General features: G+C 62.8%; 16 protein-coding genes and 1 other RNA gene. 9 read left to right on the top strand and 8 right to left on the bottom strand.

Annotated elements, in window-relative coordinates; genetic code table 11:
• The first annotated feature begins 151 nt into the window (after positions 1-151).
• From pstS to phoR, 7 genes are all read left to right on the top strand, one after another.
• Positions 152-1,192: a phosphate ABC transporter substrate-binding protein PstS gene (gene pstS, locus QM470_RS08110; protein ID WP_283338848.1), complete on the top strand. Its 1,041-nt coding sequence runs from the start codon at positions 152-154 to the stop codon at positions 1,190-1,192.
• Between the two features lie 174 nt (positions 1,193-1,366).
• Positions 1,367-2,290, top strand: coding sequence for a phosphate ABC transporter permease PstC (gene pstC / locus QM470_RS08105; protein ID WP_349307063.1), 924 nt, complete (start codon positions 1,367-1,369; stop codon positions 2,288-2,290).
• Positions 2,287-3,171: a phosphate ABC transporter permease PstA gene (gene pstA, locus QM470_RS08100; RefSeq protein WP_283338846.1), complete on the top strand. Its 885-nt coding sequence runs from the start codon at positions 2,287-2,289 to the stop codon at positions 3,169-3,171. Before pstC ends, pstA begins: the two co-directional genes overlap by 4 nt.
• A gap of 18 nt (positions 3,172-3,189) precedes the next feature.
• On the top strand, positions 3,190-3,972 hold the full coding sequence (gene pstB, locus QM470_RS08095; protein ID WP_066535842.1) for a phosphate ABC transporter ATP-binding protein PstB: 783 nt from the start codon (positions 3,190-3,192) through the stop codon (positions 3,970-3,972).
• A gap of 11 nt (positions 3,973-3,983) precedes the next feature.
• On the top strand, positions 3,984-4,685 hold the full coding sequence (gene phoU, locus QM470_RS08090) for a phosphate signaling complex protein PhoU (RefSeq protein ID WP_066535840.1): 702 nt from the start codon (positions 3,984-3,986) through the stop codon (positions 4,683-4,685).
• Positions 4,686-4,705: 20 nt separating this feature from the next.
• Positions 4,706-5,410 (top strand): phosphate regulon transcriptional regulator PhoB, encoded by a 705-nt coding sequence (phoB, locus tag QM470_RS08085; RefSeq protein WP_192332974.1) that lies wholly within the window; start codon positions 4,706-4,708, stop codon positions 5,408-5,410.
• Between the two features lie 73 nt (positions 5,411-5,483).
• A complete protein-coding gene (gene phoR, locus QM470_RS08080) occupies positions 5,484-6,836 on the top strand; it encodes a phosphate regulon sensor histidine kinase PhoR (RefSeq protein ID WP_283338845.1) in 1,353 nt (450 codons plus the stop codon).
• Positions 6,837-6,874: 38 nt separating this feature from the next.
• On the opposite strand, the gene QM470_RS08075 is transcribed toward phoR, so the two are convergent.
• The 5 genes from QM470_RS08075 to trxA form a co-directional block, all read right to left on the bottom strand.
• Positions 6,875-8,251 carry an MATE family efflux transporter gene (locus tag QM470_RS08075; protein ID WP_283338844.1) on the bottom strand — a complete coding sequence of 459 codons (1,377 nt, stop codon included), beginning with the start codon at positions 8,249-8,251 and terminating at the stop codon, positions 6,875-6,877.
• Positions 8,252-8,255: 4 nt separating this feature from the next.
• Entirely contained in the window at positions 8,256-9,950 is a 1,695-nt protein-coding gene (locus QM470_RS08070) for a glycosyltransferase family protein (protein WP_283338843.1), read from the bottom strand.
• A gap of 118 nt (positions 9,951-10,068) precedes the next feature.
• Positions 10,069-10,314 carry a type B 50S ribosomal protein L31 gene (locus QM470_RS08065; protein ID WP_280012610.1) on the bottom strand — a complete coding sequence of 82 codons (246 nt, stop codon included), beginning with the start codon at positions 10,312-10,314 and terminating at the stop codon, positions 10,069-10,071.
• Positions 10,315-10,457: 143 nt separating this feature from the next.
• Positions 10,458-11,720 carry a transcription termination factor Rho gene (gene rho, locus QM470_RS08060; RefSeq protein ID WP_066535811.1) on the bottom strand — a complete coding sequence of 421 codons (1,263 nt, stop codon included), beginning with the start codon at positions 11,718-11,720 and terminating at the stop codon, positions 10,458-10,460.
• A 262-nt stretch (positions 11,721-11,982) separates the two neighbouring features.
• Positions 11,983-12,315, bottom strand: coding sequence for a thioredoxin TrxA (trxA, locus tag QM470_RS08055; protein WP_280012608.1), 333 nt, complete (start codon positions 12,313-12,315; stop codon positions 11,983-11,985).
• A gap of 349 nt (positions 12,316-12,664) precedes the next feature.
• Between trxA and QM470_RS08050 the strand changes: the two genes are divergently transcribed.
• Positions 12,665-14,032: a BaiN/RdsA family NAD(P)/FAD-dependent oxidoreductase gene (locus QM470_RS08050; RefSeq protein ID WP_283338842.1), complete on the top strand. Its 1,368-nt coding sequence runs from the start codon at positions 12,665-12,667 to the stop codon at positions 14,030-14,032.
• Positions 14,033-14,107: 75 nt separating this feature from the next.
• Here QM470_RS08050 and QM470_RS08045 read toward each other — a convergent pair whose 3' ends face one another.
• Together QM470_RS08045 and dmeF are read right to left on the bottom strand one after the other, a co-directional pair.
• The gene (locus QM470_RS08045) at positions 14,108-14,494 is read right to left on the bottom strand and encodes a hypothetical protein (RefSeq protein ID WP_280012606.1); all 387 of its coding nucleotides are present in this window, start codon (positions 14,492-14,494) and stop codon (positions 14,108-14,110) included.
• 703 nt (positions 14,495-15,197) lie between these two features.
• Positions 15,198-16,160 carry a CDF family Co(II)/Ni(II) efflux transporter DmeF gene (dmeF, locus tag QM470_RS08040; protein WP_283338841.1) on the bottom strand — a complete coding sequence of 321 codons (963 nt, stop codon included), beginning with the start codon at positions 16,158-16,160 and terminating at the stop codon, positions 15,198-15,200.
• 46 nt (positions 16,161-16,206) lie between these two features.
• Between dmeF and QM470_RS08035 the strand changes: the two genes are divergently transcribed.
• Entirely contained in the window at positions 16,207-16,482 is a 276-nt protein-coding gene (locus QM470_RS08035) for a metal/formaldehyde-sensitive transcriptional repressor (protein WP_280012604.1), read from the top strand.
• Positions 16,483-16,812: 330 nt separating this feature from the next.
• On the opposite strand, the gene ffs is transcribed toward QM470_RS08035, so the two are convergent.
• Positions 16,813-16,908, bottom strand: an RNA gene (gene ffs / locus QM470_RS08030) — signal recognition particle sRNA small type.
• Positions 16,909-16,983 lie beyond the last annotated feature (75 nt).

Below are 16,983 nucleotides of genomic sequence, written 5' to 3'. Positions count from 1 at the left end.
GTGTGACAGATTGGTGACGCTTGGCAAGGTGGCGCAAAATCCGGCTGCGTCTGGGTTGCAAAGGCTTGCGACACCTTTTTTATGTCACGACACTGTCACAAAGCCTTTTTACATTCACGCCTATCACTTTTTCATAACCGAGAGGTTTCTCATGAAGTTGTCTGTGTTGCGTGGTGTGGTGACGGGTGTGGTGGCTGTGGCCGGTGTGTCTGCTGTGTGGGCACAGCAGGAAGCCACGGGTGCGGGCGCCAGCTTCCCTGCTCCTCTGTACTCCAAGTGGGCTGCGGATTACCACAAGGCCACTGGCGTGAAGATCAACTACCAGTCCGTGGGCTCCAGTGCCGGCATCAAGCAGATCGAAGCCAAGACCGTGGACTTCGGTGCTTCGGACGAGCCGCTGAAGGACGATGAACTGGCCAAGAAGGGTCTGGTGCAGTTCCCCACCGTGATCGGCGGCATCGTGCCCGTGGTCAACATCAAGGGCATTGCCCCCGGCCAGCTCAAGCTGAGCGGCCAGGTGCTGGGTGACATCTACCTGGGCAAGATCACCAAGTGGAATGACGCTGCCATTGTGGCCCTGAATCCCGGTGTCGCGCTGCCGGACGCCACCATCGCTCCGGTGCGCCGCGCCGATGGTTCGGGCACCACCTTCGGTTTCACCAACTACCTCTCCAAGGTGAACGCCGAGTGGAAGGAAAAAGTGGGTGAAGGCAAGGCTGTGAACTGGCCCACCGGTGCCGGCGGCAAGGGCAACGAAGGCGTGGCCGCCTTCGTGGGTCGCCTGCCCAACTCCATCGGTTACGTGGAATACGCCTACGTCAAGCAAAACAAGCTGACCTTCACCCTGCTGCAAAACAGCAGCGGCGCTTTCGTGACGCCGGATGACGCCACCTTCAAGGCAGCTGCTGCCGGTGCCGACTGGTCCAAGAGCTTCTTCCAGATCCTGACCAACCAGCCTGGCAAGGACGCATGGCCCATCACCAGCGCCACCTTCATCCTGATGCACGCCAAGCAGGAAAAGCCCGAGCAGGCAGCTGCTGCGCTGAAGTTCTTCCAGTGGGCCTACCAGTCGGGTGACCAAACGGCCGCCGGTCTGGACTATGTGCCCATGCCTGAACCCGTCAAGCAAGTGATCTACAAGTCCTGGGGTGGCATCAAGAATGCCGCAGGCCAGACCATCGCTGTGAAGTAATCTTTCGTTCTTCTCCTGCCGCGGGAGCCTCTGGCGCCTGCGGCAGGTCAGCTTCTTCTCAAGGTGCCCTCTGTGTCACAAACGACTTCGGCCCCTGGTTTGACGAACGCGCAAGCGTCGGACCGCCGTGCCAGTACCCCATCTCCCCGCCGTTCACCCCTGATCACCGGGGTGATGGCGGATCGTCTGTTTGCGTTGCTGGCCAAGGCGGCCGCATGGGTGACCCTGGGTTTGCTGGCGGCCATTCTGGTGTCGCTGCTGTTTGGTGCCTGGCCGGCCATCAAGGAATACGGTCTGGGCTTTCTGGTCAACAGCGAGTGGGACCCCGTGCAGGACAAATACGGCGGTCTGGTGATGATTTACGGCACCTTGATGACCTCGCTGATCGCGCTGGTGATCGCGGTGCCGGTGAGTTTCGGCATTGCCCTGTTCCTGACCGAGCTGTCGCCCGCCTGGCTCAAGCGCCCGCTGGGAACGGCCATTGAATTGCTGGCTGCCGTGCCGTCCATCGTGTACGGCATGTGGGGCCTGATGGTGTTCGGCCCCGTGCTGGCCACCTATGTGCAGCAGCCGCTGCAGTCCCTGCTGGATGGCGTGCCCTATCTGGGGGCCCTGGTGTCGGGCCCGCCTGTCGGTATTGGCATCCTGTCGGCCGGCATCATCCTGGCCATCATGATCATTCCGTTCATCGCCTCGGTGATGCGCGATGTGTTTGAAGTCACACCCGCCCTGCTCAAGGAGTCGGCCTACGGCCTGGGCTCCACCACCTGGGAAGTGGTGTGGAAAGTGGTGCTGCCCTATACCAAGGCCGGTGTGCTGGGCGGCGTCATGCTGGGCCTGGGACGTGCGCTGGGCGAGACCATGGCCGTGACCTTCGTGATCGGCAACATGAACCAGCTGAATTCGCTGTCGGTGTTCGAGGCGGCCAACAGCATCACCTCGGCCCTGGCCAACGAGTTTGCCGAAGCTGGCGAAGGCCTGCACCAGGCATCGCTGATCTATCTGGGCCTGGTGCTGTTCTTCATCACCTTTGTCGTGTTGTCGCTGTCCAAGGTGCTGCTCAACCGCCTGAAAAAGAATGAAGGAGCACGAGCATGAGCACCACCAGCCAACGCATGCTGCAAGATGCCGACCTGGCTGCTCGCCGCCAGACCAAATATGCCAAGCGCAAGCGCCTGAACCGCATTGCCCTGACCCTGTCGCTGGCTGCCATGGCCTTTGGCGTGTTCTGGCTGATCTGGATTCTGTGGGAAACCGTCAGCCTGGGACTGGGCGGCCTGAATGCCGCGCTGTTCACCGACATGACGCCGCCGCCCAATGAAGAGGGCGGGCTGGCGAATGCCATCTTCGGTTCTCTGACCATGGTGCTGATGGCCACGCTGGTGGGGACTCCCATCGGTGTGATGGCCGGTGTGTACCTGGCCGAATACGACCCGCGCAGCTGGCTGGCCGGCACCACGCGGTTTGTGAACGACATTCTGCTGTCTGCCCCCTCCATCGTGATCGGCCTGTTTGTCTATGCCGTGGTGGTGGCGCGCTTCAAGAGCTTTTCGGGTTACGCCGGCATCGTGGCGCTGGCGCTGCTGGTGATTCCGGTGGTGATCCGCACCACCGAGAACATGCTCACCCTGGTGCCATCCAACCTGCGTGAGGCTGCCTATGCGCTGGGCACGCCCAAGTGGAAGGTCATCATCCGTATCACCCTGCGTGCGGCCCGTGCCGGCGTGATCACCGGCGTGCTGCTGGCCGTGGCCCGCATCGCCGGGGAAACGGCTCCGCTGCTGTTCACGGCGCTGAACAACCAGTTCTGGAATGCCGACCTGTCCAAGCCCATGGCCAGCCTGCCGGTGACCATCTTCAAGTTTGCGATGAGCCCGTACGAAAACTGGCAGCAACTGGCATGGGCGGGCGTGTTCCTGATCACCATGGCCGTGTTGGCACTGAACATCCTGGCGCGTGTCTTGACCCGCCAAAAGTAATAGCAAGGAAACATGCAGATGACTGCGACTACCCTGAATCCGGTGAGCACCGCCAAGCTGTCGGTGCGTGATCTGAACTTCTACTACGGCAAGTTCCACGCCCTCAAGAACATCAACCTTGAAATCCCCGAAAAGAAGGTCACGGCCTTCATCGGGCCCTCGGGCTGTGGCAAGTCCACCTTGCTGCGCACCTTCAACCGCATGTACGAGCTCTATCCCGAGCAGCGTGCCGAAGGCCAGATCATGCTGGACGGCGAGAATCTGCTGACCAGCAAGCAGGACGTGGCGCTGATCCGCGCCAAGGTGGGCATGGTGTTCCAGAAGCCCACGCCGTTCCCCATGTCCATCTACGACAATATTGCCTTTGGCGTGAAGCTGTTTGAAGACCTGAGCGCCGCCGACATGGACGACCGTGTGGAATGGGCGCTGCGCAAGGCGGCGCTGTGGTCGGAAGTGAAAGACAAGCTGCAGCAAAGCGGCTCCGGCCTGTCCGGTGGCCAGCAGCAGCGCCTGTGCATTGCGCGCGGCATCGCCATCAAGCCGGAAGTGCTGCTGCTCGACGAGCCCTGCTCGGCCCTGGATCCGATTTCCACCTCCAAGGTGGAAGAGCTGATTGCCGAACTCAAGAGCGACTACACCGTGGTGATCGTGACCCACAACATGCAGCAGGCAGCACGTTGCAGCGACTACACCGCCTATATGTACCTGGGCGATCTGGTGGAATTCGGCGAGACGGAACAGATGTTCTTCAAGCCCCAGCGCAAAGAAACCGAAGACTACATTACCGGCCGCTTCGGCTGAGGAGCAACTACATGCCAGACAAGCATCTTTCCTCGCAGTTTGACTCGGAACTCAACCGCGTCTCGGCCCGTGTCATGGAGCTGGGCGGTCTGGTGGAGCAACAGATCCACCAGGCAGTCCATGCCCTCACGCAGTTCAGCACCGATTCGATTGCGCAGATCAACGCCAATGAAGCGCGCGTGAATGCGATGGAAGTCGAGATCGACTACGAACTCTCTTCCATCATCGGCCGGCGCCAGCCCACGGCCCGCGATCTGCGCATGCTGATGGCCTTTTCCAAGGTCACGGCCAATCTGGAACGCATGGGCGACGAAGCCCACAAGATTGCCCGCATGGTGCAGTCCATCATTGAAAGCGGTGCCGCCCGATCGCTGCCCGCAGGGGAGCTGCGCGTCGCGGCCGAGATGGCCTCGAGCATGCTGCGCAAGGCGCTGGATGCGCTGGCGCGGCTGGACACCAAGTCGGCGGTGGTCATCCTCAAGGAGGACGATCTGATCGACCACGAATTCGATGGTTTTGTGCGCAAGCTCATCACCTACATGATGGAAGATCCGCGCAAGATTTCGCCCAGCCTGGACCTGCTGTTCGTGGCCAAGGCTATCGAGCGCATCGGGGACCACTCCAAGAACGTGGCCGAGCAAATCATCTACCTGGTCGAAGGCAAGGACATCCGCCATGAAACCATGGATGTCATCGAATCGACGGTGAAATAATCGAGGACGGTGTTTCGGGTATGAAGAAGAACCCCCAAATCCTGATCGTGGAGGATGAGCCGGCGATTGCGGAGCTGATCGCCGTCAACCTGCGCCACAACGGTTTCCAGCCGGTGTGGGCCGAGGACGGTGCCAGCGCCCAGCGTGAGCTGGATGCCGTGCTGCCCGACGCCATCTTGCTGGACTGGATGTTGCCGGGGGCCAGTGGCCTGGCCCTGGCGCGCAAGTGGCGCACGGATCCGCGCACCAAGCAGATTCCCATCCTGATGCTGACGGCGCGTGGTGACGAGCCGGACAAGGTGTCGGGCCTGGATGCCGGTGCCGACGACTACATCACCAAGCCCTTTTCCACGCAGGAGTTGCTGGCGCGCATCCGCGCCGTGCTGCGCCGCCGGGCACCGGAGCAGGTGGCCACACGCGTGACCATGGGCACCCTGGAGCTGGATGCATCGACCCACCGCGTCTCGTATGCGGGCGAAGCGCTGAAGCTGGGCCCAACAGAGTTCAAGCTGCTGAACTATCTGCTGAACCATCCGGAACGTGTGCACAGCCGCGCACAGCTGCTGGACAAGGTCTGGGGTGACCATGTCTTCATCGAAGAGCGGACTGTGGATGTGCACGTCAAGCGCCTGCGCGAAGCGCTGGGCGAAGCGGGCGGCATGGTGCAGACGGTGCGGGGTGTGGGCTATCGCCTGAGCGCCCCCTCGTCCGCGGCAGGCGCCTGATACGACAATGCACAACAAGCCTGGTGGCTGAGCCGCCGCCGGGCATGCACAACACACAGAAAAGAGTGCAGACATGACGTGGCGTGGATTGACCCTGGCTTTGCTGCAGGCAGCGTTGATGGGCCTGGGGTGGTGGCTGGGGCAAGCCTGGGGCGTGGCCGCGGGTGCGCTGCTGGCCACCTGGCTGTGGATGGCCTGGGACATGTGGCATGCGCGCAAGCTGCTGGTGTGGCTGCGGTCGACTGAGCTGCAGCAGGCGCCGGCCATGTCCGGGCTATGGGGAGAGCTGTCCACCCGCATGCGCCGCTGGCTGCGTCTGGGTACCCAGCAGGTGCAGCAAAGCGAACAGCGTCTGCAGGACATCTTTGCGGCCTTGCAGGCCAGTCCCAACGGCCTGATCCTGCTGGATGCCACCGGCCACATTGAATGGTGCAACCAGATGGCAGAGCAGCAGTTCGGTCTGGATGCGCAGCGCGACATGCTGCAGTCCATGGGCAATCTGGTGCGTGATCCGGCTTTCAGTGCCTATTGGGCGCGGCATGACTTTGCGCAGCCGGTGCTGATGCAGGGGCGTGACAGTACCGCAGCGCGGCCGGTGCGCCTGTCGGTGCAGTTGTATGCCTATGGCGATGGCGATGGGCGACACCTGCTGCTCTCGCGCGACATCACTTCGCTGGAACAGGCCGAAGCCATGCGCCGCGACTTCGTGGCCAATGTGTCGCACGAGATCCGCACGCCATTGACGGTGCTGGTGGGGTTTGTGGAAACGCTGCAGACCCTGCCGCTGGAAGAAGACGAGCGCAAGCGTTTTCTGGGCCTGATGGCGCAGCAGGCGACACGCATGCAAAGCCTGGTGCAGGACCTGCTGACCCTGTCGCGGCTGGAAGGCAGCCCGCTGCCCGCGCGCGGAGAGTGGACACCGCTGGCGCCGCTGCTGCGCCAGTGCGAGGATGAAGCCCGCGCCCTGTCCGACATGGTGACCCGCAAGAGCGGGCAACCCCATGTGCTGGAGTTTCCCCCCGCATCGGCCGTGCAGGTCGACGTGGCGGGCATTCCCGCCGAGTTGCAAAGCGCGTTCTCCAACCTGATCAGCAATGCCATCCGCTATACGCCGGCGGGTGGCCATATCGCTGTGACATGGACTTCCCATGCCGACGGCAGTGCCACGTTTGCGGTGCAGGACAGCGGCCGGGGCATCGACCCGGAGCATGTGGGGCGCCTGACGGAACGCTTCTACCGCATTGACCGCAGCCGTTCACGCGAGACGGGGGGCACGGGGCTGGGTCTGGCCATCGTCAAGCATGTGCTGCAGCGCCATGGCGCGCAACTGCACATCAGCAGTACCCTGGGCAAGGGCTCGACTTTTTCCGCCACGTTCCCGGCCCAGCGCCTGCGTGCGCACGCGATCGGCTTTACCGGCAACTGAACTCTGTCTGCGTGGCCACCCGTTAAGCCGGTGCGGCCTCATCCCGGGTGGATGGCTGGGTCCGGGGTGTTGCGAGCCTGCGGCAAAAGCCGCAGGTGGCGCTGCAACATGGCGACAAAGACCAGGGCCGTCACGGCCAGCGCCAGCACGCTGGAAGCCCAGAACGGGGTCGGGGTTCCCTGCCATGCCGGCGGCCATCCCCACAGATAGGCCAAGGCGTAGCCACCGCCCAGACCCACGCCCCACAGCATGGTGCTGTAGGTGATCAGCGGCGCCAGGGTGATGCGCAAGGCGCGCAGCACAAAGATGCAATAGCACTGGATGCAGTCGGCCAGGTGGTAGGCCGCAATCCAGCCCAGCAGGCCGGTTGTCAGGGCGGCCACGGCAGCATCCTGGGTGTACAGGGCCGCGATGGGGCTGCGCAGCAGCCACACTGCCAGGGCCAGCACGGCACCCAGGCCGGCGGCCAGGCGCAGGCCCTGGCGCGCCATCTGCGCCGCCTGGGCCGCATGCCCGGCGCCCAGCCAGTAGCTGACCCGGGCGCTGGTGGCAATGGCCAAAGACAGGGGCACCATGTAGCACAGCGCGGCCAGATTGGCGGCAATCTGGTGGCTGGCCGAGGACAGGCTGCCTTGGCGGGCGATGAACAAGGCCATCAGCGTGAAGGAGGTCACCTCCACCGAGATGGACAGGCCTGCCGGTATGCCCAGTCGGGCAAACTGGCCCAGCTGCTGCCGGTCTGGCCGCTCCATGGGGCGCCACAGTTGCAGCGGGGCATACAGCGATTGCCGGCGCAGCAGCGCAATGGCCAGCAGCACCGTGGCGTACTGCACCAGCAGCGTGGCCCAGGCGCAGCCTGCGGCGCCCATGGCGGGCAGGCCCAGGCCGCCAAAGGTGAACCAGATGGACAGCAGAATCTTGGGCAGCAGGGACAGCAGCTGCAGCCAGGTGACCAACTGCGGGTGGCCCAGCGCCTGGTTGAGGGTGGTGAACAGCCGGAAGAACAGGGCGGCCGGCAATGCCATGGCCACTATGCGCAGATAGCTGCGCACTTCGGGCTGCAATGCCGGGGGTACTTTGGCCCAGTCCAGCAACAGGCCGGGAGCCAGTAGCGTGGCCATACCGACGGCGGTCACCAGCAGGTAGAGGTACAGCGACTGGCGAAAGGACTGGCCAATGAGCGCGGGCTGCCTGCGCCCATGCTGCTCGGCCCAGATGGGCAGCAGGGCCTGGAGAATGCCCATCAGCGAGATGTACACGCTGACAAAGATGGCGCTGGCCACGGACAAGGCGGCCAGTGCGTCGGAGGCATAACGGCCCGCCACCACGGTGTCGGTGACGCCAAAGGCCATCACGGCCAGCTGCCCTGCCAGCACCGTGCCGGCATGCCGTGCCACAGTGCGTATTTCGCTCATGGGCTCAGCGGCGCTGCAGGATCAGCAGGCGGTCTTTCTTGTCCGTGGGACGGGCGGCGATCGCATGCTGTTTCCATTGGGCGGTGGCGGCAGGCGACAGCGTGGCCCAGTAGGCCGGTTCGGTGATCGTCCATTCGCAATTCCGGGCGCGGTCCACCCGGAACAGCTGCAGCTGCCATGGGGTGTAGTACTGTAGGGCGGCGACTTCCGCACGGCCCAGGCCGGCCACGTTCACGCAGGCGGTGCCGTCCGCAGGAATCGCTGCCCGCACCAGGCGCATATGGGGGGCATCGCTGCGCCCATAGTCCAGCGCCGGCAGCCACAGCGTCATCAAGAGCACCCAGCCCAGCGTGGCACCGCCTGCGGGCAGCACCAGGCTTTTCCAGATGGCTGCGCGGTGGCGTCGCGTGCGCCAGGCCACCAGCAACAGCCAGGCCACCGTGGCCGCCAGAGCCACGGCAAATGGGAACCAGGAAAACGTGGGCGTGAAGCCGGGGGCCAGCCTGGCCACATTGGCGGCAGGCTTGGCGGGAAAGCCGGTCTGCATGGAGATCCAGATCACCCAGATGGCAATGCCGGAGATGGTAAAGAAGATCAGGGTGAACCAGTCAATCAGTGCCCCCAGGCTGCGCCGGAGCGTGGGCAGGGCAAAGGCGGCCAGCATCGAGATGGCCGGCAGGCCCAGCAGCAGCGCACGGTCGGCGGGTTGGGTGGTCAGGGTGGCACCCACCGCCAGGACCCACAGCCACAGTGGCAGGGTCAGGTGGGTGTGGCGTGCAGGCGCTGCCAGCTGATGGCGCCAGCGCCACAGGGTCCACAGCGCCAGCGGCCAGGCGGGCCAGCTGAACCAGGTCAGCAGCCGGCCCAGGCTTTGCCATTCCTTGCCTTCCACCCAGGGATTGATCAGGCGCCATTCCCACAGGCCCAGTTTCCAGGCGATGAAGGAGGTGAACGCCACGGCGCACAGCCACCAGATCGCCCAGGTGCCCTGGTGCTGCAGCTCGGTGCCGCGGGTGTGCCAGGTCAGCAGGGCAATGCCCAGGCCCAGGATGGACGCCAGCGACGGTGCGCCGCTGAGGGCCAGACCCAGCAGGCCGATCCCCGTCAGGGCGGCCGCCAGCCGGGGGTGGTAGGCCATGGCCGCAGCGGCCAGCAAGGTGATGGTGCCGAATGCCAGCTGGGCCAGATAGCTGCTGGTTTCGTGCGAGAACTGTGCCAGACCCAGGCATGCCATCAGGGCCAGCAGGCCGCCGTCGGCAATGGCGCGGGCGTAATCCTGGGGGCGCGCCTCGCCGCCAAAGGCGAACGCAACCGGCTGTGCGCCCGGGGTGCGGGCCAGGTAGTACACCGCCCACCACATGGACATGAAGGTCAGCACCAGCAGAGCGATGAAGGGCAGGCGCACCACCCATTCCGGGCTCCAGCTGGAGGGAAAGATCTGCAAGGCCCAGGCCCCCAGCCAATAGGGCAGCAGGCCTTCGGTCGACGGGGAGAGCCCCAGCATCGAGGGGCGTAGCCAACTGGTGTCCCCGGCAGCCAGGGCACGCATATAGCCGAACGATGCGATGTCCGTCTCCCGCCAGGGCGAGCGGCCGATAAAGCCGGGAAAGACATAGGCAGCGCACAGCAGCCACAAGGCCCAACGGGGCAATGTGCGCACGGCGTTCTGGGCAACGATGGCGGGACTGGGCGGATTCATGGGCGAAAAACGGGCATCAGGCACAGCAGCCTGTCAGGTACCGCGCAGCATACCGGGCGCGGCAAATAAAAAGGCAGCACGGTCGCCCGGGCTGCCTTTTTGGCGAAAGAAGCAGAGATTACTTCTTGCCGAAGCGGTTGCGGAACTTTTCCACGCGGCCGCCCATGTTGTCCACCGACTTTTGGGTACCGGTGTAGAAGGGGTGCGACTCGGAGGAGGTATCCAGCTTGAACAGGGGATATTCCTTGCCTTCGAAGGTTTCGGTTTCCTTGGTGGGCACGCACGAACGTGTCACAAACTTGAAGCCGTTGGACAGGTCCGAGAACAGAACTTCGCGGTAGTTGGGGTGAATGCCTTCTTTCATGATCTTCCTTTGGTCAAGTGCGGTAGCCGTGCCTAACCCGCTACAACCCTTGTAGCAGTCAATGCATTAAGCGTACTTTCCGCAATAGAAAAAGCCCCTGATTATACATCGAGGGGCTTTGTCGGTGTGCGGGAGGCAGGGATTTAGCCGCCGCGGCGCATCATGTCGAAGAAGTCCACATTGGTCTTGGTGGCCTTCATGTTCTTGATCATCAGCTCCATGGACTCGATCTCGTCCATGTTGTACATGAACTGGCGCAGGATGCGGGTCTTCTGCAGGATCTCGGGCGGCAGCAGCAGCTCTTCGCGGCGTGTGCCGCTCTTGTTGAGCTCAATGGCCGGGAACACGCGCTTTTCATACAGGCGGCGGTTCAGGTGCAGTTCGCTGTTGCCGGTGCCCTTGAATTCTTCAAAGATCACTTCGTCCATGCGGCTGCCGGTGTCCACCAGGGCGGTGGCGATGATGGTCAGCGAACCACCTTCTTCCACCTTGCGGGCGGCACCGAAGAAGCGCTTGGGGCGCTGCAGGGCGTTGGAGTCCACGCCGCCGGACAGCACCTTGCCGGAGCTGGGCACCACGTTGTTGTAGGCGCGGGCCAGGCGGGTGATGGAGTCCAGCAGGATGACCACGTCCTTGCCCAGTTCCACCAGGCGCTTGGCGCGTTCGATCACCATTTCGGCCACGTGCACATGGCGGGTGGCGGGTTCGTCGAAGGTGGAGGCAATGATTTCGCCCTTCACCGAGCGCTGCATTTCCGTCACTTCTTCCGGGCGCTCGTCCACCAGCAGCACCATCATGTGCACATCGGGGTGGTTGGCCGTGATGGCGTGGGCAATGCTTTGCATCATCATGGTCTTGCCGCTCTTGGGCGGTGCCACGATCAGTGCGCGTTGGCCGCGGCCAATGGGGGCAATGATGTCGATGATGCGGCCGGTGATGTTCTCTTCACCCTTGATGTCGCGCTCCAGGCGCATCTGTTCCTTGGGGAACAGGGGGGTCAGATTCTCGAACATCACCTTGTGCTTGTTCGATTCGGGCGAGTTGCCGTTGACCTTGTCCAGCTTGGTCAGGGCAAAGTAGCGCTCGCCATCCTTGGGGATGCGCACTTCGCCTTCGATCATGTCGCCGGTGTGCAGATTGAAGCGGCGCACCTGGCTGGGGGAGATGTAGATGTCGTCCGTGCTGGCGGTGTAGCTGGTGTCGGGGCTACGCAGGAAACCGAAGCCATCGGGCAGGATTTCCAGCACGCCATCGGCAAACACCTGTTCGCCGGCCTTGGCGCGCTTCTTGATGATGGCAAACATCAGTTCTTGCTTGCGCATACGACCGACGTTTTCGATCTCAAGCGCTTCGGCCTGCTTCAACACTTCGGACACGTGCAGTGCCTTGAGTTCGTTAAGGTGCATGGAGTTGCTCCTGGGCGGAGTCTTTAAGAAATCAGGGGGGGCGTAGGGCCGAGGGAGACCATTGATTGCGTGGTCTGCTGGCGCTGCCGGAAGAGATCAGGACCCGCAAGCCGATGCTGCATTGCGAGGTCTGTGCTGATTATGACAGGAAATGCCGGGCGTTCGCTAGTTTTGCGGGAAACGGGCCGGTTCCTGGAGGAATGGGGTCTTGGGGAAACACATTGCCCGGGGCGCGCACTGGCCCGGGCAATGTGGAGGGCGATCAGGCCAGGTTCTGGTCGATGAAGGCCGTCAACTGGGCCTTGGCCAGGGCGCCAACCTTGGTGGCAGCCAGTTCGCCGTCCTTGAACAGCATCAGGGTGGGGATGCCGCGGATGCCGAACTTGGCGGGGATCTCGCGGTTTTCGTCCACGTTCATCTTGGCGATGGTCAGCTTGCCTTGGTAGGCCGTGGCCACGTCGTCCAGGATGGGGGCGATCATCTTGCAGGGGCCGCACCATTCGGCCCAGTAATCCACCAGCACAGGCGTGCCAGATTGCAGCACGTCGGCTTCAAAGCTTGCATCAGAAATGTGTTTGATCAGGTCGCTGGCCATGGGGTTCCTTGTTGGTTGCTTGCTTATTGCAGAACGGAATCAGAAATGCGGTTTGGCAATATGCCAAGAGTTGGGGTTATTGTCGCAGAAAGCAATCTCCAGACTTAGGGTGTGGACAGGGTCGGAGGCGCTATGGCGCTGATAGCATTCGGTGATCGCATGCTGCATGCCAGCCTGCCGAATCTTGCATCCCGCCGCCACTGCGGGCCGACGGCAGGGCGGGGGATGTCCTTGCCGCTGCAGCCATGTGGCTTCAGCACCACAATCGCGCCCTGCTTGTGCCGTGTACCTGCGTCACCCCGCCGCCAGGATGGGTTGCCACGCTGTCTGTACCTTACGAATACGTTTTATGACTCTCTCCGCTTCTTCGCAGGACGCCCTGCACGCTGGCCCTGCCGCCCTGGATTGTGAAATTGCCATCATTGGCGCCGGCCCGGCGGGCCTGATGGCCGCAGAACGCCTGTCGGCGCAGGGGCGTGCGGTGTGTGTCTTTGACGCCAAGGCCTCCGTGGGACGCAAGTTTCTGCTGGCGGGCAAGGGCGGAATGAACCTGACCCACTCCGAGCCGCTGGAGGCCTTTGTGGGGCGGTATGGAGACAGTGCCGCGCATCTGCGTCCCCTGTTGGAGGCCTTCGGCCCGCAGCAGGTGTGCGAATGGGTGCAGGGCCTGGGTCTGCAGACTTTCGTCGGGTCGTCCGGTCGGGTGTTCCCCACCGATATGAAGGCAGCGCCCTTGCTGCGTGCGTGGATGACCCGTTTGCGCCAGCAAGGCGTGCGCTTTTTCATGCGCCACCGCTGGACCGGGTGGGCGAGCGATGGCAGCCTGCAGTTGCAGGCCGAGTCGGGTCGTGTTGCCGTGCGCGCGCAGGCCGTGTTGCTGGCGCTGGGTGGCGGCAGCTGGGCCCGCCTGGGGTCGGACGGGGCGTGGGTACCCTGGTTGGCGGAACGCCAGATTGCCGTGGCGCCTCTGCAGCCCAGCAACTGCGGTTTCGACGTAGGCCCGGCGCCGTCGGCAGAAGGCGAAACACGCCGTGCCTTTTTGCAAGGCCTGGTGGGGCAGCCGGCAGACCAGGGCGGCTGGACGCCCTGGTTCAAGGAGCGGTTCGCCGGCCAGCCCTTCAAGTCGGTGGCCATCCGGTTTGTGGGCAGTGACGGCCGGGTCTTTGACCGCCGTGGTGAATTCGTGGCCACGGAGACCGGGGTCGAGGGAAGCCTGGTCTACGCCGTCTCCAGCCAGCTGCGGGATGAGATCCAGCGCAGTGGAAGCGCTGTGTTTCACCTGGATCTGTTGCCAGCCTGGAGCGATGCCAAAGTGCTGAGCGAAGTGCGCCACCCGCGCGGCTCCCGCAGTCTGTCCAGCCATTTGAAAGGGCGCCTGGGGCTGGATGGCATCAAGGCCGGCATCCTGCGCGAGGTGCTGAGCAAGGCAGAGATGGAAGATCCGGTGCGCCTGGCGGCGGCCATCAAGGCACTGCCCATCACGGTGGTGGCGCCACGACCCATCGACGAGGTCATCAGCACGGCGGGGGGCGTGCGCTGGGACGCAGTGGATGCGGACTTGATGAGCCGCCAGCATCCAGGTCTGTTCTTTGCCGGAGAGATGCTGGACTGGGAAGCGCCGACGGGGGGGTATCTGCTGACGGCCTGCATGGCCACGGGTGTGCAGGCCGCTCAGGGGATGAACCGGTTCCTGGCTTCCCGAGCCGCCGCAGCGTAAGACTGCGTTGCCAGGGCGGCCGCGTGCAGTTTGCCGCTGCCCCTTGGCGGGCTGGTTGCGCTGGGAGGGCGGTTCTCAGATCTCCGCTGCGTCTTCGGAGTTTCCTACGGCGTCAAAAAAGGTCTGCTGCCAGGCCATGCGGGCGCCGCGCAAACCCTCTATCAGTGCCTTCTGGTCATTGATGACCTGGTTGCGCAGCGTGCTGAGGCCTTGCACGCTGTTTTGAAATTGGCGGGTGCCAATTTCAAACTGGCTCAGCCCGCTGCTGGGCCAGTTGCCCAGGGCCTGCATGCGTTCCCACCATATCTCCGCCTGGGCTGCTGCAAGGTGGCTGCAGGTTTCGTTGAAATCCATGCAGCGCTTGGTGCCATCGTTGGCCAGGTGCGCCAGTGATTTTTGATATTCCACATTGGCTTTGAATACCGCCAGAGGGATTTGCGGGATTTCGGTTCTTTGTGCCATGACCAACTCCTTTTATCGGTTATGGGGATGGGGTGTCCAGAAAAGCGGGAATTCATTGCCCCAAGGTCTGAATCATTGGATCCTGTTGTGATGTATTTGTGGTTATGCTAGCGCGAAATCTGCAAAATGGTGATGCCGGCACATAGAGTTACATCCGGATAAATGTTCCTGGTGCTCAGAAGAAAATGCAGTCAGTGGTTGTTATGTCGGTCTGCATTGCTTTCAATTGAATAGCGCAACCAAATTTTCCAGCGTCCAACTGTTGATGCAGGTCATGAATCCGGCCTTGTGGCCGGTACCTGCGTGGTGGCGCAGCGGACATTGCAGGCCTGTGCAGGCATTGGAATGTACTGTGCAGTGTCTGCTATGCCATGTGCAGAAACTTTCTGAAAGTGCAAAGGATGGAATAATTATTTGTATAGAAGTTGATGCAAATATAGAAGATATATGACGTTATTGTTCTGCGAGAAAAGAAAATATATCCGTGCTGAATGTGAATTATTTTCCATGAATGAGTGGGGGATATAAAGGCCGTATCCATGGGATATGCATCGTGCGCAATGAGACCTCTTTGGCGCTGCACGCAAAACCTCTGTACGCCCTTGTACGCTCTTTACGCCCTTGTCCGGCCCTGTCGTGCTCTGCACGGTCACACCTTGTCTCTGCTGCCCGCTGGCGATTGAGGAGGCTGTGTCGGCGGTCCTCAGCGGGAGTGATTGACTTCGATGGAAACATGCACCAGTTCCTCGTGAATCTGGAGCAACTGGCGGATGTAGTCGGGCGTGACTTCCGGCCCTCCCACCACCGCCACGATGCAGGCGTATTTGTCTTTGCCTACGCGCCAGACATGCAGGTCGGTGATGTCGGCGGGCAAGGGGCCTTCGGCAATCGCCTCGCGCACCTCCTGGGTGACGGGGGCATCCATCTCGGCATCCAGCAGCACCCGGCTGCTGTCGCGCAGCAGGCCCAGAGCCCACACCGCCACCAGTACGGCACCGATGAGGCCCATGGCCGGGTCCAGCCAGGCAAAGCCCCACAGCATGCCGCCGAGCAAAGCGACGATGGCCATTACCGATGTGGCTGCATCGGCAAGCACATGCAGATACGCCGAGCGCAGATTGAGGTCCCCGTGTTCTGCATGGGAATGATGGTCGTGACCGTGGTGGTCATGCCCATGGTGATGGTGGTGCTGGCCTCCCTTGAGCAGCCAGGCGCACAGCAGATTCACAACCAGCCCCAGTGCCGCGATACCAATGGCCTGTTCATAGTGGATGGAGGAGGGGGACAGCAGGCGTTCCGCAGACTGGATGGCCATCAGCGCTGCGACCAGCAGCAGCAGGATGGCGCTGGTGTATCCCGCCAGAATTTCGATCTTCCATGTGCCGAAGGCAAAGCGTTGGTCGCCGGCCAGGCGCCGCGCTGCGGCATACGCTCCCACGGAAAGTCCCAGCGCCAGGGCGTGGGAGCTCATGTGCCAGCCATCGGCCAGCAAGGCCATGGAGTTGAAATAGTAGCCCCCGGCAATCTCCAGGACCATCATGGCCAGGGTCAGCAGCATCGCCAGCTTGGCTTTCTTTTCCGCCAAGGGGTTGCCGGCATCAAAGACGTGGGAGTGTGTGCGGACAGCCGGCGGGGCTGCGTGGGGGGTGATGGATGCTGCGCTCATTCATATACTGTACCCCAGTATATTGATGGCGTTAAAATTGCCACCTATGTCGCATACAGTTCTCAACAAAAAACCGCTGCTGGCACGGATTCGGCGTATCAAGGGCCAGACCGAGGCCTTGGAGCGCGCGCTGGAGAGTTCGGCCGAGTGTGCGGTCATCCTCCAGCAGCTGGCTGCCGTGCGCGGTGCCGTGAACGGGCTGATGCTGGAAGTGCTGGAAGGGCATGTGCGCGAGCACCTGGGGGATGCCGATGCCCCCGCAGAGCAGCGGGCCAAGGACCTGGACCTGGTGGTGTCGGTGATGCGTTCCTATGTGAAGTGATACCCCGGTGGGGTATCGGCAGCCGATGGTGCATGGCTGAACAGTGCGGGGCCGGAGCCTGCGCCCCCTGCCGCCGTCATCCAACCTTTGATTTCAAACAGGCAGGAGCCGCTGCGGATGCGGCATCGCCTTCAGCAAGCCCACGGTCGGGGCATCCAGGCGCCCGATCATGGTGGCGCAGTCCTTCGGGCGTGGGTCGGGACCTGCTGCCATGGGCGCGAAAAAGCACTTGCCGGGTGGGGCGGTGCGTCACAGTCGGTTTTTGCGTAGCGTTGGGAGAGCCTTTGGTGGAAGACAGCCTCTTGTCTGTAAAGAGGATTTCCAGCTAAAGGTGACGAGCCTGATCTCGGCACTGGTTTCACAGTTAGGGCTGCTTGGTTCCCCACCTGACCCGGTTGGCTGCTTCCCCATGCGAGGAGGCCCGTCACCTCGCATTGTACCCGAGGATTGACCCATCGCCGGCGCGAATGCCTTGCCGGCGCAAGGCGGGTGCGCCAGCCC

Source organism: Comamonas sp. 17RB (assembly GCF_030056555.1).
GTDB classification, from domain to species: Bacteria; Pseudomonadota; Gammaproteobacteria; order Burkholderiales; family Burkholderiaceae_C; genus Comamonas; species Comamonas terrigena.
This window is presented reverse-complemented; position numbering and strand designations above follow the sequence as displayed.